Here is a 19,134-nt window from a genome sequence, read left to right as displayed (position 1 = left end):
CTCGGCTCCTGGTCGGCCTGATCCGTGCTCGTCCGATGTGTGCTTGTCCTATGCGTGCTTGTCCTATGCGTGCTTGTCCTGTGCGTGCTCGTCCGGTCCGTGCCTGCTCGTCCGTGCCGGCCCGCTCACCGGCCCGGCACGAGCGTGGTCTCGACTCCGCACGCGCCGTCCCCGTACAGCTCCACCCAGCACTTCTCCTGCGCCTCGTTGCCGAGCCGGATACCGAACGTCCAGGTGGGGTCGAGGAAGAGCGTGTGGCCGCCCTCGAAGTCCAGGGCGAGGCATCTGCACTCCGTCCCGCCCCCCGGATAGACCCGGATCCGCGTACAGCGCCACTCGCTCCTGCCGTCGCCGAAGAGCTGTTCGCCGTACGAGGCGACGACCACCTCGTCCTCGGCGTCGGCCAGTACCTCGATGTCCGCCCAGCTGACGGCCGGCACCCGGGCGGCGGCCAGCCGGTCGTACTGGCCGACGGACTCGAAACGCAGCAGTCCGTCGTCCAGCCGCAGCCATACGGCCATCGGCTGCGGCCGGAACTCCGGTACGTCGCCGTCCCGGTCGATCCAGCCGGGGACGAGCACATCGCGGACATGGTGGGCACGGAGCGCCTCTTCGACCGGCCGCCACTGGCTGCTCATCCCGGCTACCCCTTCTCCGCCCACGCTTCTGCTACGTCTTCGACTTCTTCGACTTCTTGCGCGTCCGCTACTTCTTCTTGGGCACCTTCTGGGTGATCTCGATCGAGGTGTCCAGTCCCTCGCCGCTCTTGAGCGCCGTCCAGAAGTCGCCGTTCTCCCGCAGGACGACCGTCACGCCCTTGCCACGATAGATCAGTCCCTCCGGCTCGCCCTTCTTCAACGTACCCTTCCCGACCAGCTCGAATGTGCCGTCCTTGATGGCCTTTCCGATGTCCTCACGGAACCGGGGGCCGTCCTCCTTCAGCTTCTTGTACTTCGTACCGAGAGCGTCCTCGATGAGCTTCTTGTGCCGCAGGAAGTGGTCCTTGAACTTCTTGGCGTCGCCCTCACCGACGTTCGGCTTCCTCGCCGCGTCGACGTCCTCCGAGGACATGTCGCAGTCGTTGTTGTGGACGAGCGCGGCGGCGGAGCCGATCCCCACGTAGTAGGTGTGGATGCCCGCGACGGTCAGGTCGTAGGTGGTCTGCCGCTGGGTGTAGCGGGTGACGGCGGTGACCGTACGCGTCGAGCCCGTCGGCGTGCGCAGTTCGTCGCCCGGGGACAGCTCGCCGGCTTCCGCCCAACGGCGCTCGCCGCTCAGCCAGAACGGGTGCGTGTCCGTGGCCGTGAGGCGCGCCGGTACGCCGCCGTCCAGGACTGTGAGCCGGGTGAAGTGCTTGTCGTCGTACGTGATGATGGTCCGCCGCACCGGGCGCGGCTCCGTCACGCCCGTCACCGGGTCGGTGGCCAGGACGCGCGTGCCCACGGGGATACGGTCGATGGCCCGTCGCGTGCCGTCGGCGAGCAGGACCGGCGTACCGGGCAGGAAGCTGTGCCGGACGGGGCACGTGGTGGGTTTGTCGCCTGGTTTGTCGCCTGGTTTGTCGCCTTCTTTGGGTTTGCCCTTGTTCTCGGCGTCGAGTTTCCGCTTCGCGTCGGCGAGTCTGTCCTCGGCCTCGCTGACGCGTTTGCGGTTCTTGATCAGGCCCTTGATGCCGTCGTACAGATCACCACCGTGCTTCTTCAGCTTTCTGACCAGCTCGACGGCTTTCTTCCACTTCCATGGCGCCCCGTACTTCGCCGCGAGCTTGCCCACGGCCCCGCCGATGAGGCTGAGCAGTACGTTGACGAGCGTCTCCGTGCAGGCGCCCATGTCGCCCTTGGTGACGCAGTCCAGGGCGTCGGTGATCCCCAGCTCGTCGGCCAGGATCTTCGCCAGCTCCTTCGCGGCCTCCTTGGCCTTGTCGGAGTCGGACTTCTCGGCGGCCTGGGCGTCCTGGAGTTCCTTGAGGGCGGCCTCGTAGTCGATCTGGGTCTGGGGCTTCTCACCGCCGGTGCCACCGCTTGTGCCGCCTGCGTCGCCGGTGCCGCCTGCGTCACCCGTGTCGTCTGTGTCGGTGACGGGATCGCCCTGTTCGCCCTCGTCGCCCGCGGCGTCGGTGGTGTCTCCCCCTCCGCCGCCACCACAGTTGTCGCCGCCGGTGATCCGGCACACCTGCGTGCTGAGCCCCTCGGCGATCGTCGGCCCCACGCCGGTGACGACCAGCGTGCCGACGATCGCGGCGACGACCGCCACGAGACCGACGTACTCGACGGCCCCCTGCCCCCGCCCCCGCCGCGCCCGGCGCAGCCCGAGCAGCCTGGCGTCGGTACGCGGCATGGACCTCCGCACGCGCCGACGCACACGATTACGCACACGACGAAACTGACGCACTACCCCCGATGGCGACATACGCCCAGGCTATGCCCGCGCACTTCCCCAGTCTTGAGCCCCAGGGCCCAAACCCGGACCCGTCCGCGGCAAGTGAAGTACGCGGGTTCGATAGTTCGCTTCGCCACACGTCGTCACGGGCCCCGGGGCCCGACGCCACGGAGTCGGTTCAGCGGCGCGCCCCGCGACCGTCCAGGCGCCGACACGGCAGTACCGCCCAGGACTTGACGCCGCGCTGCGGCGGCTCCGCCTCGGCCGTGCCCCACTCGCCCCCGCACTCGCTGACGCACGCCGCGAGGAGCCAGAGCGCGTCCCGGCGGCGGGCCGCGCAGAGGGTCACGTCGTCGGGGTCGGTATGGCGCGGGTGCTGGTCCCAGAGAACGAGTCGGAGGACGCCCGCGCGGTGGCGGAGGGAGAGGTGCAGCTCCCGGCCCGGCGTCAGTCTGACCGCTGTGCCGATCAGTTCCGTGGCGGCGAGCGCGGCCAGGTCCGCGTACGGCGCGAGCCCGTGCACGGAGAGCGCGGACCGGATCGTGGCACGTGCGGTCGCCGCGCAATGCGGCTCACCGGGAAGAGTGAGGCTGTAGGCCAGGCCCTCGGGCCGGGGCGGCCGGTTGCGGCGGCGGCCGGCGAGCCCCGCGTTGGCGAGGACGGGTTGGGCCACCGGGCAGTGCGTGGCGCGCGTGAGCGGCATGGATGTCTCCCTCGGACGGGGCGAGTTGGATCGTTCTCCGCAACGCGGCTGAGCAGTGGCTTTGTCTCCCTGACGCGGGACCGCCCCTCCCAGGGAAGGAGCTGCGGGCAGGATCGCGTGATGCGCTTCCCACTCATCCGCGTGAGCGTTGCGTTACCCAACGTAGAGTGCGGAGTGGCACGAGTGCCACTCACTACGGAGTATTGCCCCCTATTGGATGGACCCTGCGGGCCGTCCCAGGGCAGACTGGCCACACCGGGCCGGAGGAAGAGACGTATGCCTACGAGAGCAACACCGACCGAGCGTCAGAGGCGACTGGGCGCCGAACTGCGTCGGTTGCGTACGGCGGCGGGACTGACGACGGAATACGCGGCCGGTCTGCTCGGCCTCGACCGCACGAAGGTCTCGAACATGGAGTCCGGCATCCGGGCCACTTCACCTGAGCGCGTGCGCATACTGTGCAGCAACTACGACTGCCCGGACGAGAAGTACATCGCCGCCCTCGCCAACATGGCCGCGAACCTGCAACCGGGCTGGTGGGAGCAGTACCGGGGCAAGTTGCCGCAAGGGCTCCTCGATGTCGCCGAGTTGGAGTGGCGTGCCACACGACTACGCACTCTCCAGACCGTCCACCTCCCGGGGCTGCTGCATCTGAGCGGGTACGCACGTGCCGTATTCGCCTCGGCCATCCCTTCGCTGCCCACTTCCGAGGTCGAGCTGCGCGTCTCCCACCGCCTTCAGCGTCAGCAGGTGCTGGAGCGCGACAACCCTGTCCAGTACGTGGGATACGTACACGAAGCCGCCCTGCGGATGCAGTTCGGGGGCCGCCGGGCCACGCGTGAACAGCTTGACCACCTCTGCGCCGTGTCCGAGCGCGAGAACATCGAGGTGCGCGTACTGCCAGTTGCCACCGGAGAGTTCCCAGGCGCAGGGCACGCCGTCCTGTACGCCGAGGGTCCGGTCCCGCAACTGGACACCGTTCAGCTCGACTCGGCCCACGGGCCCGAGTTCAGTCACACCGAGGGACAACTCGCCAAATACCGCGCCCACTTGGACTGGATGGAGAACCACACACTCAACTCCGAGCAGTCGCGTGACTTCATCCGCGCGATCGCGCACGAACTTTGAGAGAGGTCAACATGTCAGAGATCCATTGGGAAGAGCCATTCTGCGCCGAGGGCAACAACTGCTTCCGCATCGGCACGGACGACGACGGCAACGGCTACATCTCCGTACGCGGCCAGGAGGACCACTACCTCACCGACAGCCGCGACGCCCTGCGCAGTCTGATCCGCGAGATCAAGGCCGGCAAGGCCGACCACCTGCTCTGACCCCGCACGCGACGAGGGGGCGGGTCCGCGAACCAGTCGCGGACCCGCCCCCTCGTCAGCAGGTGAGCCGGAAGGCCGGCTATGAGCCTTCCCCGCGCGGGAAGGAGACCTCCACGCGACGGTTCTTCTTGCGGCCTTCTTCGGTGCTGTTGTCGGCGATCGGGTACTGCTCGCCGTAGCCGCGGATCTCGAAGGTGATCCCGGCGGAGGTCAGTTGCTGCTGCAGGACACCGTGCACGGCTTCGGCACGCTGCTTGGAGAGCACGTCTCCGTGCGCCGAGGAGCCGAGGTTGTCCGTGAAGCCGAAGACCCGGACCTTCGTCGCGCCCTGCTTCGTGATCTCCTCGGCGATGGCGGCGATACGGGAGTTCGCGGCGGACGACAGCCTGGCGCTGTCCTTGCCGAAGAGGACCTCGGCCTGGAGCGCGAACTTCACGTTCTCGTTCGTGTCCTCGCGGCGCTCTTCACCGCCCTCGGACTCGATGACCGAGATGATGTCGAGCACCTTGGCCGGCGCGAGGGTGGCGCCCGCGCGGAGCTTGAGGCCGGAGGCGTTGCCGTCGACCTGGGGTGGTGGCGAGGTCGACTCGGTGCCGGGTGGCGTACTGGGGGTCTCGTCGGCGTGCGCGCCGGGCGCCATGGTGAACTGCACACCGACGAAGAGCACGACGGCGGCGAGGGCCGTGGCCGCCGGGCGCCTGGATGCCCTGCGCGCGCGGGGCGTCGTCGTGGCACGCATCAGGAGATCTCAATCGTCGCGGAGGGCATCAGCGGCAGTTGGAGGTCGACCTGGGTCGTGGACGACGGCGGGGCCGGGAACTGGGCGAAGAACGTCACGCTGGCCCCTCCGTCCACACGGGTGATGCCGGTCGTGGTCAGGGGGTTCCCGTCGGTGTCCCGCAGGACGTAGTAACGCTTCTTCTCCGCCTTGTCGACGAGCGTCATACCGCCGAACGACCGCCCCTTGGCCTTGATCTGGGACTCCAGACCGTTCCAGTGGATCGGCACTGACTGGTTGGAACCGGAGGTGTTCTTGAGCGTGCCGGTGACGGTCAGGAACCCGCCCTCGTCCCGCACAGCCGTGTGGATGAGGACCTGGAAGCCGTTGGTGCCGTTGATCGTCGCCAAGGTCTGGCTGGTGTCGGGGACGGTGGTACCACCGCTCTCCGCACCCTCCTTGGGCTTCTCGTCGCCAGGAGCGGAGGACGACGCCCCGGCGCTCTGCTTGTTGTCCGCGTCGCCGCCCCCACAGGCTGTCAGGGAGATGCTCAACGCCACGACAGCGAGAGCGGCCCCGGCCGCCCTACGGGCCTTCGCCCCATGCCACAGACTCATTAATCCTGTTCCTTTGCGTTCACTCGCGGTGGTCAGTCCTGGGCCAGTCGGACGGAGAATAGATCGGCCGAGTCCGGGAGCAGGTCGAGGTCGTCGAGATGCTCCGGATCGATCTCCCACGTATTGTCGCCACCACAGTCCAGCGAGCCGGGCGACACCGGCTCGGTGTCGCCCGGATTGTCCTCGTCCGGCGGCGGTTCGTCGCCTTCTGTGGGCGGATTCTCCTCATCCTCAGCGGGCTTGAAGGTGCACCGGGGTTCCACGACCGCCGTGGCCAACGCCTCGGCCTTCTTGTCCGCGATTCCCGGCAGGATGGTGGCACCCATCGGCTTCTGGGTCCTGACATGGACCCTGAAGCCCCACCTGTCCCCCACGGGTCGGCAGCCGTCGGCTTCGGCCAGAACAGCCTCGTTCCGGTCGGCGAAGCGCGCCGCTGCCTCGCACCCGATATCGGTGCCCATGGGGTTGCCGTTGAAGATGTCGTCCAAAAACTCGGGGTTCAGCAGATTCCCCAGATTCCCCAGGATGTTCACGCTGACGAAGTCGTCGCGGGACTCCTGGGCTGCCGCCAAGGCCGCGGCGTCCGCCGCGGACTGAGCACCACTGTGTTTCGCACCGGCCTGACCGACCGCGAAGAGCGCGAGCGCGAGAAAGAGCAGGCCCGCCACCATCGTGATGTAGATGGGGGCGGCCTGCCCTGACTCGCGAGAATCGCTCATGATCAGCTGGCGTCGAGGATTTCGCTGACCTTGTCCGACAGGCCGGTGGCGATGTCCTCCGCCACGCCCGTGCCGACGATGGCCACGATGATCAGCGCCACCAGAACGATCACGCCCACGTACTCGACGGCGCCCTGACCCTTGTCGCTGCGGCGCTTCATCGCCGTGACGGCCGTGTTCGCCCAGGTGCCGACGTAGAGCTTGGCGTTGGTGGCGGCCTTCAGCGTGATGTTCGACATGGTGTTCTCCTCCGGTGTCGGCCGGCCGTGTACCGGCCGACTCGTACGAGTCTTTGGTGTCGTTCGCGTTTCCGGCTTCCTCCCGGCCGGTCTCGCTGGCGACATGAGAAACGTACGCCGGGGAAGCACCCCTCAGCATGGGCCTGAGGGCCCAACCCAGGGCCCAACCCGGGGATTGGGCCCCGCCGGATATCGCGGAGCCCGGCAGCACGGAGCCCGGCAGCACAGAGCCCGGCAGCGCGGAATCCCGCGGCGCCGTGCCCGGTATCCCGGAGCCCCGCATGCCGGAGCCCGCCGTCCCGGTCGCCTGGTCGTCTCGCGCGCGTTCAGCCATGGCTCGCCGACCCCCCGCGCGTGATGCCGTGCCACAGGGCGATGGCCTCCCCGCGGCTGCCCGCGTTGAGCTTGGCGAAGATGCGATTGATGTGGTTCTTGACGGTCTTCTGGCTGATGAAGCAGGCGGCGGCGATCTGCTGATTGGTCATTCCCGACCCGATCAGGTCCATGATCTCCACCTCCCGCTGGCTCAGTTCGGAGTACAGGGCCGCCGAGGCCCCGGACGATTGCCGCCCCTGAAGAGAATGTCCCACATTCGCTTGCGAAAGCGAAGGGTCTTGAGCAAATTGTTGTGCGTTCAACTCCGGATCAACTACGCCAGCCTGGACATTGCTTGACGGAAAGTACGGCGGGCGCCCCGAAGGCATTGCATGTGCAGACGCAGACGTTTGCTCGGGAACGCTCGGCAAATATCCGGGGCCGGTGAACGCCGTCCCCAGGCCCTCCGGCAGCTGCCCGCCCTCCGGTCGCCCGCCGGCGCCGCCCCGTACCGTCGCCAGCAGCGCGCTGGACGCGGAGTAGGTGAAATGGGCCCTGCCCTGCTTGATGTCCCGCACCGCTTCGACCAGTTGGTCGGCCGTGAACTCGCCATGGACGAGATAGCCGCCGGCGCCCAGCCGCAGCGCCTCGTGGACGATCTCGCTCTCACGGCTGTACGTCATCATCAGCACCGGCGCCAGCCGCACCAGATGAGGCAGGGCGGAGATCCCGTCCACCCCCGGCATACGCACATCGAGCAGGATCACATCGGGCCGGTGCTGTACGGCCTGTTCATACGCCTGGCGGCCGTCCCGCGCCTCCGCGACGACCTCGATGTCGTCGCGTCCGGAGAGCAGGACGGTGAGGCCCGCCCGTACCACGGGGTTGTCGTCGGCGACCACGACGCGCAGGGCCGGCGCGGCCGGCATCGTATGGGGGAAGTCGGGGAGTTCTCCGGATGCCGCCGGCGGTGCGGATGCGGGGGCTCCGGCGGTCTGTTCCGAGCTGAGCGGTGTGGCGTGCGAGGACGTGTGCTGCGAGGCATGGGCCTGCTGCGTCCAGTGTTGCCCGGAAGTGCTGGAGATGTCGTCCGGCATGGCTGCGGCCTCCTCTCAAGTGTGGGGACGAATGACGTGTGGTTCAGATCTGTTCGGGTCGGGTCCGTCGGTTCAGGGTCAGTTCAGCTGCGGGACGGGGTTCTGCGGCCGCAGCTCCTCTCCTGTAGGTCGCAGAGCGTTGAGCGGCAGTTCCAGCCGTACCTCCGTACCCTTCGCGGCCCGGCCCCTGCCGATGCGGATACGCGCCCCGATGGAGGCGGCCCGCTCGACCATGCCGACCAGTCCGAAGTGCCCGGCCCGCCGCAGGTCGTTGAGGGTGGTGCCCGGCGGCAGGCCCTGGCCGTCGTCGTAGACGCTGATACGCAGTACATCCCCGGCCACGCCCGCCGAGACGGTGACGGATTCGGCCTTCGCGTGGCGCTGCGCGTTCTCCATCGCCTCGGTGGCGATGGTCAGCGCGTGCCGGGCCACGGCGTTCGGGATCGGCGGTACGGACGTCTCGCCGAGCCGCCGGAACGTGGCGGTCATGCGGTGGCGGCGGCCGAAGTCCTCCGTGCGGGACTGGAGTTCGCCCAGGACGTCGATGCCGCCGTCCAGCCCGGACTCCCGCCGCAGGTCCGAGAGCAGCTCCCGCGATTCGGCGGCGGCCCGGCGCGCCGAACGTGCCACCAGTTCGGCCTGGTGCTTGACGGTGCGCGGCTCCATCCGGTCCGCCGAGCTCGCCAGACCGTCCGCCGCCATGGCCAGGCCGTGCAGGGTCTTGGCCACCGAGTCGTGCATCTCACGGGCGAGCCTGGCGCGTTCCTCCTCGACCGCGCCACTGACCGCGAGCCGGGCGCGGGCCTCGGTCAGCGCCTGGCTCGCGGTGCCGAAGCCGAGCATCAGATTGCGCAGGGTGCTGCCGATCGCGCCCGCCATGACGCACAGCCCCGGGAGCAGCAGCGCGTTGAAGCCGGCCTCCGCCTCGTTGTTGACGGCGTACGCCCCGGCGACGATCAGCGACTGGAGTACGGCGAAGAGCGCGGCGCCGCGCCAGCCGTACACCAGCCCGGCGAGCAGCGGGGTGCACATGGTGACGTACGCGAGCGTCGAGTCCGGGGACGCCGTCACCAGCAGCAGAGCGCCGAAGAACGTGTCCGCCGCCAGAAGCAGGGGGTGGCGCAGCAGGAACGGGCCGAAGCGCTCCCAGTCGCGCAGCAGGACGTACGAGCCCATGAAGGTGACGAGGACCGCCAGGCCGACGAGCCAGATCGCGAGACCCGGTTTGGTGTTCCTGAGGGCGAAGGGCGCGGCGAGCGCGATCATCGCCAGGCGGAAGCCGAAGACCTGCCGGCACAGCGCCTGAAGGGCGTTCACCTGGATCGGCAGTGCCGGCACGTGCTTCGGGTCGGCGGTGGCCGAACGCGGCACCTCACTGCTGTTGCCACCCGCGAGGACAAGGGTCTTCTGGGCCATGATGGGGGTCACCTCCCGTACTGGGGATCGGGTTCACGCTTCGTCGGTCGCTGGTGCTCAGGCCGCCGGTGCCGGGGTCGCCGTCGTGGGATCACTAGCCGAGGAGGTCCCCGAAGTCCACACCGGAGCCGTAGTAGAAGCTCAGGACGATCAGCAGCATGGTGGCCGGGAGCATCACCATCGTGACGACGAGCGTGGTCTTCGGGATGGCCTGGGCGGCCCGGCGCCGCGCGTTCTGCGCGTCGGTGCGGCGCATGTCGTTGGCGATCTGTATCAGGGTGTCCACGATCGGGGCACCCAGCTCCTCGCCCTGCTGGAGCGCGGTGACGAACATCGACACCTGTTCGGAGGCGTTGCGCTTGCGCAGCTGGTCGAACGCCTCGCGCCGGCTGACGCCCATGTCCATCTGCCGCAGTGTGATGCGCAGTTCGTCGGACCACGGGCCCCTGTACTTCTCCGCGACGCGCTCCAGCGCCTGGCGGAAACCGAGACCGGCGGAGACGACGACGGCGAGGACGTCGAGGAAGTCGGGCAGGGTGCGCTCGATGTCCTCTTTCCTGCGGGCGATGTGCGAGCGGATGATGACGTCCGTCCACACCAGGCCGTACGCGAGCGCGATGAGGGCGATGATCGGCTGGCCGCGCATCACCAGCGCGAGCGCCGCGAGCACGCCGAGGATGCCGTAGACCGCGCGCCGGGCGGCGTAGCGGTCCACCGTTATACCGCCGGGGTTGCCGGCCATGTCGAGGCGGCGGCGCAGCGCGTCGACGCGCTTGGGCCCCATCATGCGGAGCACGGACGGGGCGTAGCGCATGCCGAGCCGGTCTATGCCGGAGCCGACGGCGGTGGTGCGGGTGGCGCCGACCTCCAGCGCGATGGCGAGGTCGCTGGGGAGTTTGGCGTCGGCGCGATAGAGGCGGACGCCCTGGAACGCGCCGTAGACGGACAGTCCGACAACGACCGCGAGCAGTAGACCCATCATGTTCTCTCTCCTCCTTCCTCGGACCCGGACTCAGACCTGGACGCGGGACATGCGCTGGATCAGGAAGAAGCCCACGCCGTACATCGCGAAGGCCACCACGACCGCGGCCTGCCCGAGCACCGTTCCCGTCATCTTGTCCAGCGCTCCCGACGACATGGCGTTGATCACCAGCAGGAAGCCGAGTCCGAGCATCGGTACCGCCACGGCGGTGACCTTGATCTGGGAGAGCATGGTCTTGACCTCTCGGCGGGTTTCCTTGCGCTCGTCCAGCGTCTCGGTGAGGTTGCGCAGCGAGCTCACCACCTGGCCGCCGGCCCGGCTGGAGAGCACCAGCGTGGTGACGAGGACGACCAGTTCGCGTGAGGGCAGCCGTTCGGACAGCTCGCCGAGCGCGTCGTCCATGGACTGGCCGACGGCGAGCTGGTCGGCGACCTTGCGCAGTTCCTCGCCCGCCGGGTCGTCGAGTTCCTCGGCCGCCATCGCCAGCGCGGTACGCAGCGCCAGTCCGGCCTGGGTGGCGTTGGCGAGCACGCGGGTCAGCTCGGGGAGCTGGTTGATGAAGGCTTCCGTGCGCTTGGTGCGCTGCCAGTTGAGGAAGGCGTTGCCGCCCCAGACGCCGATCAGCGCCGCCAGGATGCCGAAGAACTGGGCGAAGATCGCGCCGATGCTGAAGTACAGGGCGAGCAGCCCGGCCACGACGTAGACGAAGTACTCGCCGGGTGTCAGGTCGAGGCCGGTCACCGCGATCTTGCGCTCGATGCGCCTGCCGAGTTTCGTCGTACGGAGCCACTGGTCGATGCCGACGAAGCGGCGGCGCCGGCCGGACGCCGTGGTGATCTGTCCCGTCTGGGACATGCGCGCGACGAGTACCTGCCGCTGGGCCTTGCCCGACGAGTAGACGTGCACGCCGATAACGGCGAGCACACAGGTGAGCAGCGTGACGCCGATCGTCAGGAGCGGAAGATTATCCATGTCGTGCGGGACCTTCTCGGTGGACGAGGTGGAGAGTGGAGAGGGGACTGTGCGGGGCGGGGCGGATCAGGGCGAGGTGAGATGAGGTGGGGGGGTGGGGTGGGGGGGGTGGGGTGGGGTGACGTCGGATCGGTTCAGGCCGCCGATTTGCGTACGGCCAGTTCCTCCTCCGCGACAGCCACCCCGAAGGCCGGCGGGACGGGTTCGCTCTTGAGGTAGAGACGGTCGGCGATCCGGCGCGGCAGCGGGTAGTACTCGAACTCCCCGTGCACCCGCCCGTCCGGGGACATCGGCTGGGCGATATAGCGGCAGACGGAGACGATCCGGTACTCCTCGCGGCCGTGCGAGTCCACGATGGCGATCTCGGTCACCCGGCGGGAGCCGTCGGCGTGCCGGGTGAGCTGCACGATGACATCGACGGCGCTGTTGATCTGGTCCTTGATCGCCACGAACGGGATCTCGACCTCCGACATGGAGGCCAGGGTCTGGAGTCGCATCAGCGCGTCCTCGGCGTTGTTGGCGTGGACGGTGGCGAGCGAGCCGTCGTGACCGGTGGACATCGCCTGGAGCATGTCGAGCGTCTCGCCGCCACGGACCTCACCGACGATGATGCGGTCGGGGCGCATACGCAGGGAGTTGCGCACGAGGTCGCGGATGGTGACCTGGCCCTTGCCCTCCACGTTCGAGGGGCGGCTCTCCAGCGTGATCACATGGGACTGCTGGAGCTGGAGCTCGGCGGAGTCCTCGATGGTGACGATGCGCTCGCCGTCGGGGATGAGTCCGGAGAGGGCGTTGAGCAGCGTCGTCTTGCCGGTGCCGGTGGCGCCGGAGACGATCACGTTGAACTTGGCACGTACCAGACCGGACAGCAGGACCATCATCTGCTCGTCCAGCGAACCGAGGCTGATCATCTCCTGGAGGGTGAAGGCCCTCGGGAAGCGCCGGATGGTGAGGATCGGCCCGGTCAGCGAGAGCGGCGGGATGATCACGTTCACACGTTCGCCGGACGGCAGCCGGGCGTCGACCATCGGATTCGCCTCGTCCACGCGGCGGTTGACCGTGGAGACGATGCGCTCGATGGTCTGCATCAGCTGCTCGTTGGAGGTGAACCGCATCGGCAGCTGCTCCAGCCGGCCGCCGCGCTCGACGAAGACCTGGTCCGCGCCGTTCACCATGATCTCGCTGATGGAGGCGTCTTCGAGCAGGGGCTCCAGGATGCCGAGACCGAGGGCCTCGTCGACGACCCGGCGGATGAGCTGGGACCGCTCGACGGTCGAGAGGACCGGGCCCTCCCTGCTGATGATGTGGCTCAGGACCCGCTCCAGGCGGGCCCGGCGCTCGGCCGCGGCGAGCGCGGACATCTCGGCGAGGTCGATCTCCTCCAGGAGCTTGGCGCGATAGACCCCGACGAGGAGACTCTCCTCGCTGTGCCCGTTCGTCGGCTCGGGGCTGTTGATGCGCGCCCGCAGGCTCATGTCCTCAACTCCCAGGTTCTGCTGGTGTGCTCGGGTGGTGCGGTGATGCGGTGGTGGTGCGGTGGTCGCGTCGGCGTCCGTGACCAGCGTGCGGCCGGACGCCCGGGTCAGTCGAGGGGCATGGTCGCGCTCCTCTTGGCCTTGGGAAGGTCCATGCCGGGGAGGATGGCCGGGATCGTGACCTCCGCGGTGACCGTCACCTCGTCGCCGCTTATGTTCGGCTCGGGGATGTCGACCGTCAGCCAGTCGCTCGTGGCGGCCTCGCCGGCGGCTTGCGGTGACAGGTTGACATCGTTGTACGTGGCGGCTCGGGCCGCCGTCCGCGCCGCCGTGCTCGCCTGCTGTACGGCGTACCCGGCCAGGCCGAGCTGGATCGCGGCGAGGGCGAGGACGAGGAGCAGGGTGATGACGCCGACGTATTCGAGGGCGATCTGGCCCCGTTCGCGCGCGTCGCGCGCTGTGCGCTTCACCATGGGTCAGCTCTCCCTTACGGCCGAGGCCTGGCCCGGGACGGTGACGGGGATGTTGAAGCCGGGGAAGAGCACCGGCACTTCGAGGTCGACCTCGGCCTTCACCAGACCGGTTTCGACGTCGTCCGAGCAGCGGATCGTGGCGTTCCAGGCCCCCGGGAGGTTCTCGGTCCCGGCCCGCTCACAGGCCGCGGCGAGCGTCTCCGTCTCGGCCACCGTGCCCGCCCGCACCGCCTCGTCCGCCGCGTTGCCGGCCAGCGAGAAGGTGTAGCCGACCAGGGCGGCCTGCCAGAGCAGGATCACCGTGCCCAGGATGATCGGCACCATGCCGACGAACTCGACGGCGAGCTGCCCCCGGTCGTCACGAAGCCGCGCGCCGCGCGGCCCTGTGGAGCGCGGCCCCGCGGAGCGAAGCCGCACAGAGCGCAGCCGCACAGAGCGCAGCCGCACTGGGCGCAGCCACGCGCCACGCGGCCGGTCGCCGCGCACATGGCCGGCGCGCACATGGCCGGCGCGCACATGGTCGCCGCGCACGTGTTCACCAACCAGGTGGTCGCCGCGGACATGTTCACCACGCACATGGTCGCCGCCGCTCGGCCGCTCAGCGCGTGAGCCGCCGTCGCCCGGCCGCGCGGCCGGGCCCTCTCCGTATCGTCGTGCGTCTGTTCTTGGGACACTCATGCTTCAACGCTCCCCCTCCGGCGGGTGGGCTGGCCTCATCAGTCGTGCTGCTTCGATCGTCCGCGCAGGACCCCGACCGATCCGCGGTCTCCCTTGAACTTGCTGTTTTTCTCCCCGCCTTCGGGCGTTTTCACCAGGCCCAGTTCGCCGGCCAGTCCCCACATCGCCTGCTTCACCGTGGACCTGGACTCCAGGTCCTGCATCCGGCCGGCGTCGACGGCGGACTGCAGTTCCTTGAAGTTCGCCGGGATCGTCACGCGCGCGACGCGGGTGCTGGTGATCCGTTCGATCAGCGGCGGCTGGATCTCGGTGTTGCGCGTATGGCGGTTGACGACGATCACGGTCTCCTCCGCCTTGCGGATCTGGAGCCGGTCCCACAGCCGCACCATGCGCTTCGCCGCCCGGACCGACACCACGTCGGGGGTCGTCAGCAGCAAGGTGGTGTCGGCCATTTCGATCGCGGCGGCGTTGGCGCTGTTCATCTGGGTGCCGCAGTCGATGATGACGACCTCGTAGCGGTTGCGCAGCGCGCTGACGATCTGCCGTACGGACCGTTCGTTGACCTCCTCGCCGCGCTCGCCCTCCCCCGGCGCCAGCAGCATCCCGATCCCGCTCGGGTGGATGTAGACCGCGTCCTGGAGCACCCGGGGCGATATGTCCTGGATGGTGGCGAGATCCACGATCGACCGCCGGAACTGCACATCCAGGTACGAGGCGACGTCGCCGGCCTGGAGGTCGAGGTCCGCGAGCGCGGTGTTCATGCCGGACGCCCGCGCCGCCAGGGCCAGCTGGACGGCGACCATGGTCGTACCGACGCCGCCCTTCGCGCCGCTGACGGTGATGACCGTACCGCCGGGGCCGGTGAACACATCGGCGCCCTGGCCGAGATGGCGCCGTACGCCCACCGACCAGGCCGCCGCCGCCTGTACGCGCTGGGCGAGTTCTTCGTACGAGAGCGGCAGTCCGACCAGACCGCGGGCGCCGGAGTCCATCGCGGCGGCGAAGAAGCCGGGACCGGCGTCCGTGGTGACGAGGATGACCCCGACGGCCGGGAAGCGCAGGGCCACTTCCCGGATCAGTTCGAGCGCCGGTACCGGACCGATCCGCTCATGGACCAGGACCACTTCCGGCAGCTCGTCGATCGACTCGGCGGCCAGCCTGGCCAGGGTGTCGATCAGCGAGGTGGAGTCGCCGACCGGTGCGGCCGGCTCGGCGTCAGGGAGCTGACTGAGCAGAGTCGTGATGGACCGGGCGGCGTCGGCGTCCCCGACGACCGGCAGGATTCTGGTGCTCATACGTCCCTCACTTGTCCCCTTCGAGGGTGTAGGTGTTCTCCCCCGGGCGCAGCGTGGTGGGGCTGCCGTCGGCGAGGAGCGCGAGGCGCACGTGCTTCGCGAAGGACTCGGCGTACGCGACGCGCTGGGCGTCCTTGGTCTTCAGCGCGAAGGTGATCGGCACCGCTTTGGTGGCCGCGCTGCGGTTGTTGTTGCTCTCGTCGGGCTGCAGTGCGGTGAGCTTGCCGACTTCGAGGACCTTGGCGTTGGGGACGATGATCCGGGACTGGGCCCGGGCGTCCTGGTTCTCGGCGGCGAAGGTCGCGAAGATGTTGACCAGGTCGCCCGGGAGGATCTTCCCGGCGACACCGGTCGACGCGTCGATCATGATCGCGATTTCCTGCTCGTCGTTGGCGAGCGCGGGCCGGTTGACGATCATGTCGTCCTGGAGCAGCGAGCCCTGCTTGAGCTGGGTGACGGCGATCTTCCCGTTGACGACGGCCAGATCGGTCACCGCGTTCTCGGAGAGCCAGCGCTTGGGCATGCTGATCTTCTCGAACTGCCCCTCGGTGAGCGGGGTGTACGGCGCGACGTCCGCCTTCAGCCGGTACGCGGACACCTCGGGTCCGACCTTCGAATTTACGTCGCTGATCACGGAGAGGACACCGGCGAACGCGGCGAAGGCGCAGAGGACCGAGAGAAGAAGGAGTATGACGCCGCGGCGTTGCCGTGAATTCATGGGCGGAGCAACCTCGTTCGGTGACGTGAGTGTGAGGGCGGAGTGTCAGGGCTGAGAATGGGACCGACGTGTGAAATCGGTGTGTGAAATCGGTGTACGACGCTGGAGCGGGGAGTCTGGCGAGCGGATCAGGGTATCGGCGGTCGGGGAAGGAAACGGGGCCCGGGGGCTGCGGGAGCGCGCGTGAGCCGCCACGCTGTGTGCGGCGCCGCACACGCGGGGCGTACGTCTAGGTGGATGTTCCGTGGTGCAGGACACCCGTGGCACCCATTTGGTTCTCGGGCGGTGTCAGCGGAGCCGAACAGAATCCGCAGCGATCACCTATGAGTTCGATGCCGCACCAGGAGCACACCTCTCTTCGTACGGAGGAGACCAGCTGATAGAGGACGGAGATGTCCGGCAGGAAAGCGGCGAACTCGACCATCTTGGAAGTCCCCCACCAGCGCGGTGAATCCGCCGGCAGAGCGCTTTCCTGGATCCCCTGGACGCGCCACGCGGGCGCGAGGGTTTTGGTCACCCAGTCGGACTGCAACTGCCCTTTTCCAACGATGAGTTGAGTCCCGAAGTCGGGACCTGTGAGTTCTCCGGACCCGCCGATTTTGATCAGTTGGGGCGACGGGTTGGCGAGCACCCCGAACTGGGATCCCGGCACCCAGGACTTCGCGTGGGTCTTGAGGCTCACGGGCACCCGGTCGAGCCTGGTCACGGAGTTGAGCTGCGCCCCGGCGTAGATGTAGTGCGAGAGCAGCCGGGCCGCGGACGCGACGATCCCGGCGCTGAAGTCACAGATGGACAATTGCCTCAGCTGGCGCACCAGTACGGCCACGCCGAGCGGCGGCAGATCGAGCTTGAGAAGCGCGATCCGGTCGGTCTCCAGGACCGACCGGACGGTATGCAGGCGTCGTTCATGCGCCGCGGTGATCGACGCGGGGTAGAGCGCCACGACATAGCCGTGCTGCTCCACGAGAACTTGCATGTCGGCGAGCGCGGCGTCCAGTGGCTGGGCGTCGGGTGACTGGAGCAGCGCCGCGGTCGGCGTCTGCTGGTCAGTCGGAGGTAGCACCAGATCAGGGCTGGTGACAGCAATCGCGGTCGGCACGCTGGTTCCCCGTTCGGCTCCGGCCGTCGGAGTCCCGACGGCCGCAGTTCTCTCTCCTGCTCCGTGCTTCTGCTTCAGCACTTTATCCACCTCGTACTGCGCAGAGAACACCTATCAGATGACGATGCCAGGGATACGGGTGGCAGCCACCGGCAAAGCGGGCGAAGCAGTCAGTTGTTCACTGCCGTTTCAATTAATATTCCATTTGGTCGAATTCTGCATCCAATCGCTCCAGTTTGGGCCCGAGTTGGGCCCAGGGGCCCACGAACGGGCATCACCGGGGCCCGTACGCTCCCCTTCCGATTCCGTGTGCGAGAGGCACTCGGTCACCGAGGGGGACGGGCCGGATGAGACGACAGAAGCCGCCTGACGGCGCGCGTGACCGAGGGGCCACGGCCACCGAGTACGCGGGCGTGATCGTGGTCGTGGCGGCGGTCGTCGGGGCGCTGGTCGGTACGGGAGTCGACCAGACCCTGGCGGACGGTCTGCGCTGTCTGGTCACCTTCAGCGGCCCCTGCGACGCGGGCGGCGGCGGCGACCAGGACCGGGCCACGCCCAGGACCGACGCCGACTACGAGCCGCCGCTCTGCCAGATCTCCTCGGTCACCGACAAGGCGGGCGCCAAGGCGAAGGTCCTCTTCATCGAGTGGGGCGAGGAGTACGGCTTCCAGCAGACGACGTTCCAGTCCAACACGGACCTCAACAAGGACGGCAGGGTCGACGCGAACGACCAGCAGGTCATGATGACGTTCACCGACGCCGCCTCCGTCGCCGCCAAGAAGGACTGGAAGCCGGGCGCGAAGATCGGCAAGTTCGGCGCGGACAAGGTCGAGCTGGGCGCCGGGATCAAGGTCACCAACGGCGACACCTGGGTCTTCGACAGCGAGGAGCAGGCCGCGTCGTTCCGTGCCGACATCGAGGAACTCAAGACGTACGAGCTGGCCAACCGCAACACCAACGCGCGCGGCGGCGGCCTCGGCAGCAGCATCCTCTACCTCTTCGGCAAGGGCCCGATGGCCAAGGAGGAGGAGCTGCGCGACCGGATCGAGGAGAAGCTCGGCAACCGCCACATCAGCTACGGCAAGGTCGGCCTGGAGGCCGGCGCGGCGGGCGGACTCAAGCTGTCGGCGGGTGACGAGAAGAAGCTGAGCGCCACCCTCGGCGGCAACTTCAAGTTCTCGCCCGAGGTGACCTGGACCGACAACAACTTCAAGGGCACCAAGGCGTACACGTACAGCGCGGCCGTCGAGTACGGCGGCAAGGTCGGGTACGAGGCCGGGCCCCTCAGCGGCGAGTCCTCCGCGTCCACCACCCAGACCGGCACGATCACCGTCACGCACGACAAGAAGACCGGCGAGCTGCTGCGCATCGACATGACGCGCACGGTCGAGAAGGGCGCCACGAAGGACGGCGCGAAGGTCGGCGGGGACAACGGCAAGGACGGTGACGACAAGCGCGGCGGCAGCGGCGGGGCGAAGGGCACCGACGGGTCCACCGGTATCGAGGTCGTCACCAACTCCGTCGTCATCCCGCCCGGCTCCGACGGCGACGAGCAGCGCCGGATCGCGCAGGAGTGGCTGGACGGACACGGCGACAACGCCGCGCCCTTCACCTACATGTTCGACGACCACGCGCCGACGAAGCGCCCCGGCGCGGACGATCCGTTCGGCCGGCTCCTCTTCGACGAGGGGCTCTCCAGCCGGACGAACTACACCGGAAAGACGGAGGCCGCGGAGTACGGCTTCGAGCTGAACCTGGGGCTCAGCCTCGGCTTCTCGGTCTCCACCGAGAAGAAGGAGGAGACCCTCGACGAGGCGCGGTTCCTGGGGGCACCCCATGGGGACAGCCGCACCTATCTTCCGTACAGCTACTGTGCGAACTGACCCGGCCGGCGACAGGAGCACACCA

At 68.5% G+C, this 19,134-nt stretch carries 21 protein-coding genes; 4 read left to right on the top strand and 17 right to left on the bottom strand.

The window, feature by feature from the left end; genetic code table 11:
* Positions 1–125 precede the first annotated feature (125 nt).
* From ACZ7LS_RS07020 to ACZ7LS_RS07010, 3 genes are all read right to left on the bottom strand, one after another.
* Positions 126–638 (bottom strand): hypothetical protein, encoded by a 513-nt coding sequence (locus tag ACZ7LS_RS07020; RefSeq protein WP_382530517.1) that lies wholly within the window; start codon positions 636–638, stop codon positions 126–128.
* Between the two features lie 67 nt (positions 639–705).
* Positions 706–2,337 (bottom strand): polymorphic toxin-type HINT domain-containing protein, encoded by a 1,632-nt coding sequence (locus ACZ7LS_RS07015; RefSeq protein WP_385137075.1) that lies wholly within the window; start codon positions 2,335–2,337, stop codon positions 706–708.
* Between the two features lie 220 nt (positions 2,338–2,557).
* Positions 2,558–3,082 carry an ATP-binding protein gene (locus ACZ7LS_RS07010; protein ID WP_385137073.1) on the bottom strand — a complete coding sequence of 175 codons (525 nt, stop codon included), beginning with the start codon at positions 3,080–3,082 and terminating at the stop codon, positions 2,558–2,560.
* A gap of 276 nt (positions 3,083–3,358) precedes the next feature.
* On the opposite strand from ACZ7LS_RS07010, the gene ACZ7LS_RS07005 reads away from it, so the two are divergent.
* On the top strand, positions 3,359–4,210 hold the full coding sequence (locus ACZ7LS_RS07005; protein WP_385137071.1) for a helix-turn-helix domain-containing protein: 852 nt from the start codon (positions 3,359–3,361) through the stop codon (positions 4,208–4,210).
* A gap of 11 nt (positions 4,211–4,221) precedes the next feature.
* Positions 4,222–4,413 carry a hypothetical protein gene (locus tag ACZ7LS_RS07000; protein WP_382530511.1) on the top strand — a complete coding sequence of 64 codons (192 nt, stop codon included), beginning with the start codon at positions 4,222–4,224 and terminating at the stop codon, positions 4,411–4,413.
* Positions 4,414–4,492: 79 nt separating this feature from the next.
* Here the strand turns inward: ACZ7LS_RS07000 and ACZ7LS_RS06995 are convergent, their stop codons facing one another.
* The 11 genes from ACZ7LS_RS06995 to ACZ7LS_RS06945 form a co-directional block, all read right to left on the bottom strand.
* Positions 4,493–5,152: an OmpA family protein gene (locus tag ACZ7LS_RS06995; RefSeq protein ID WP_385132178.1), complete on the bottom strand. Its 660-nt coding sequence runs from the start codon at positions 5,150–5,152 to the stop codon at positions 4,493–4,495.
* Positions 5,152–5,748, bottom strand: a complete 597-nt coding sequence (locus ACZ7LS_RS06990; RefSeq protein WP_382530680.1) for a hypothetical protein — start codon at positions 5,746–5,748, stop codon at positions 5,152–5,154. The genes ACZ7LS_RS06995 and ACZ7LS_RS06990 overlap by 1 nt, the downstream gene beginning before the upstream one ends.
* Before the next feature lie 32 nt (positions 5,749–5,780).
* Positions 5,781–6,467, bottom strand: a complete 687-nt coding sequence (locus tag ACZ7LS_RS06985) for a pilus assembly protein TadG-related protein (RefSeq protein ID WP_382530682.1) — start codon at positions 6,465–6,467, stop codon at positions 5,781–5,783.
* A gap of 2 nt (positions 6,468–6,469) precedes the next feature.
* Positions 6,470–6,706, bottom strand: coding sequence for a hypothetical protein (locus ACZ7LS_RS06980; RefSeq protein WP_356514452.1), 237 nt, complete (start codon positions 6,704–6,706; stop codon positions 6,470–6,472).
* A gap of 326 nt (positions 6,707–7,032) precedes the next feature.
* A complete protein-coding gene (locus ACZ7LS_RS06975) occupies positions 7,033–8,118 on the bottom strand; it encodes a response regulator (protein WP_385132173.1) in 1,086 nt (361 codons plus the stop codon).
* 78 nt (positions 8,119–8,196) lie between these two features.
* Complete coding sequence (locus ACZ7LS_RS06970; protein ID WP_382669568.1) at positions 8,197–9,534, bottom strand: sensor histidine kinase; 1,338 nt, start codon at positions 9,532–9,534, stop codon at positions 8,197–8,199.
* 94 nt (positions 9,535–9,628) lie between these two features.
* Positions 9,629–10,513 (bottom strand): DUF5936 domain-containing protein, encoded by an 885-nt coding sequence (locus ACZ7LS_RS06965; protein ID WP_382530721.1) that lies wholly within the window; start codon positions 10,511–10,513, stop codon positions 9,629–9,631.
* Positions 10,514–10,546: 33 nt separating this feature from the next.
* The gene (locus tag ACZ7LS_RS06960) at positions 10,547–11,488 is read right to left on the bottom strand and encodes a type II secretion system F family protein (protein WP_382530688.1); all 942 of its coding nucleotides are present in this window, start codon (positions 11,486–11,488) and stop codon (positions 10,547–10,549) included.
* Positions 11,489–11,622: 134 nt separating this feature from the next.
* Positions 11,623–12,963: a CpaF family protein gene (locus ACZ7LS_RS06955; RefSeq protein WP_382530690.1), complete on the bottom strand. Its 1,341-nt coding sequence runs from the start codon at positions 12,961–12,963 to the stop codon at positions 11,623–11,625.
* 107 nt (positions 12,964–13,070) lie between these two features.
* A complete protein-coding gene (locus tag ACZ7LS_RS06950) occupies positions 13,071–13,436 on the bottom strand; it encodes a TadE/TadG family type IV pilus assembly protein (RefSeq protein ID WP_382530692.1) in 366 nt (121 codons plus the stop codon).
* A gap of 3 nt (positions 13,437–13,439) precedes the next feature.
* Positions 13,440–13,853 (bottom strand): TadE/TadG family type IV pilus assembly protein, encoded by a 414-nt coding sequence (locus ACZ7LS_RS06945; RefSeq protein WP_382875179.1) that lies wholly within the window; start codon positions 13,851–13,853, stop codon positions 13,440–13,442.
* Positions 13,854–13,922: 69 nt separating this feature from the next.
* Here ACZ7LS_RS06945 and ACZ7LS_RS06940 point away from each other — a divergent pair, with 69 nt between their 5' ends.
* The gene (locus ACZ7LS_RS06940) at positions 13,923–14,045 is read left to right on the top strand and encodes a hypothetical protein (protein ID WP_382530695.1); all 123 of its coding nucleotides are present in this window, start codon (positions 13,923–13,925) and stop codon (positions 14,043–14,045) included.
* A gap of 107 nt (positions 14,046–14,152) precedes the next feature.
* Here the strand turns inward: ACZ7LS_RS06940 and ACZ7LS_RS06935 are convergent, their stop codons facing one another.
* From ACZ7LS_RS06935 to ACZ7LS_RS06925, 3 genes are all read right to left on the bottom strand, one after another.
* A complete protein-coding gene (locus tag ACZ7LS_RS06935) occupies positions 14,153–15,409 on the bottom strand; it encodes a CpaE/TadZ family protein (RefSeq protein ID WP_382530697.1) in 1,257 nt (418 codons plus the stop codon).
* Between the two features lie 7 nt (positions 15,410–15,416).
* Positions 15,417–16,127, bottom strand: coding sequence for a Flp pilus assembly protein CpaB (cpaB, locus tag ACZ7LS_RS06930; protein ID WP_382530699.1), 711 nt, complete (start codon positions 16,125–16,127; stop codon positions 15,417–15,419).
* A 229-nt stretch (positions 16,128–16,356) separates the two neighbouring features.
* The gene (locus ACZ7LS_RS06925) at positions 16,357–17,226 is read right to left on the bottom strand and encodes a hypothetical protein (RefSeq protein ID WP_382530701.1); all 870 of its coding nucleotides are present in this window, start codon (positions 17,224–17,226) and stop codon (positions 16,357–16,359) included.
* A 347-nt stretch (positions 17,227–17,573) separates the two neighbouring features.
* On the opposite strand from ACZ7LS_RS06925, the gene ACZ7LS_RS06920 reads away from it, so the two are divergent.
* Positions 17,574–19,109, top strand: a complete 1,536-nt coding sequence (locus ACZ7LS_RS06920) for a hypothetical protein (RefSeq protein WP_382873468.1) — start codon at positions 17,574–17,576, stop codon at positions 19,107–19,109.
* The last annotated feature ends 25 nt before the right edge of the window (positions 19,110–19,134 follow it).

It is taken from the genome of Streptomyces sp. NPDC039430, from assembly GCF_055639435.1.
The sequence above is the reverse complement of the archived record's forward strand: the minus strand, read 5'-3'. Positions and strand labels throughout refer to the sequence as shown.

Bases quoted from the DNA above. Each gene is read 5' to 3' on its own strand.
- ACZ7LS_RS06920 (WP_382873468.1), top strand. From the start codon at position 17,574: ATGAGACGACAGAAGCCGCCTGACGGCGCGCGTGACCGAGGGGCCACG.
- cpaB (WP_382530699.1), bottom strand. From the start codon at position 16,127: ATGAATTCACGGCAACGCCGCGGCGTCATACTCCTTCTTCTCTCGGTC.
- ACZ7LS_RS06980 (WP_356514452.1), bottom strand. From the start codon at position 6,706: ATGTCGAACATCACGCTGAAGGCCGCCACCAACGCCAAGCTCTACGTC.
- ACZ7LS_RS07015 (WP_385137075.1), bottom strand. From the start codon at position 2,337: ATGCCGCGTACCGACGCCAGGCTGCTCGGGCTGCGCCGGGCGCGGCGG.
- ACZ7LS_RS07010 (WP_385137073.1), bottom strand. From the start codon at position 3,082: ATGCCGCTCACGCGCGCCACGCACTGCCCGGTGGCCCAACCCGTCCTC.
- ACZ7LS_RS06965 (WP_382530721.1), bottom strand. From the start codon at position 10,513: ATGGGTCTACTGCTCGCGGTCGTTGTCGGACTGTCCGTCTACGGCGCG.
- ACZ7LS_RS06935 (WP_382530697.1), bottom strand. From the start codon at position 15,409: ATGAGCACCAGAATCCTGCCGGTCGTCGGGGACGCCGACGCCGCCCGG.
- ACZ7LS_RS07020 (WP_382530517.1), bottom strand. From the start codon at position 638: ATGAGCAGCCAGTGGCGGCCGGTCGAAGAGGCGCTCCGTGCCCACCAT.
- ACZ7LS_RS06940 (WP_382530695.1), top strand. From the start codon at position 13,923: ATGGCCGGCGCGCACATGGCCGGCGCGCACATGGTCGCCGCGCACGTG.
- ACZ7LS_RS06975 (WP_385132173.1), bottom strand. From the start codon at position 8,118: ATGCCGGACGACATCTCCAGCACTTCCGGGCAACACTGGACGCAGCAG.
- ACZ7LS_RS07005 (WP_385137071.1), top strand. From the start codon at position 3,359: ATGCCTACGAGAGCAACACCGACCGAGCGTCAGAGGCGACTGGGCGCC.
- ACZ7LS_RS06985 (WP_382530682.1), bottom strand. From the start codon at position 6,467: ATGAGCGATTCTCGCGAGTCAGGGCAGGCCGCCCCCATCTACATCACG.
- ACZ7LS_RS06960 (WP_382530688.1), bottom strand. From the start codon at position 11,488: ATGGATAATCTTCCGCTCCTGACGATCGGCGTCACGCTGCTCACCTGT.
- ACZ7LS_RS06990 (WP_382530680.1), bottom strand. From the start codon at position 5,748: ATGAGTCTGTGGCATGGGGCGAAGGCCCGTAGGGCGGCCGGGGCCGCT.
- ACZ7LS_RS06970 (WP_382669568.1), bottom strand. From the start codon at position 9,534: ATGGCCCAGAAGACCCTTGTCCTCGCGGGTGGCAACAGCAGTGAGGTG.
- ACZ7LS_RS06950 (WP_382530692.1), bottom strand. From the start codon at position 13,436: ATGGTGAAGCGCACAGCGCGCGACGCGCGCGAACGGGGCCAGATCGCC.
- ACZ7LS_RS06955 (WP_382530690.1), bottom strand. From the start codon at position 12,963: ATGAGCCTGCGGGCGCGCATCAACAGCCCCGAGCCGACGAACGGGCAC.
- ACZ7LS_RS06995 (WP_385132178.1), bottom strand. From the start codon at position 5,152: ATGCGTGCCACGACGACGCCCCGCGCGCGCAGGGCATCCAGGCGCCCG.
- ACZ7LS_RS07000 (WP_382530511.1), top strand. From the start codon at position 4,222: ATGTCAGAGATCCATTGGGAAGAGCCATTCTGCGCCGAGGGCAACAAC.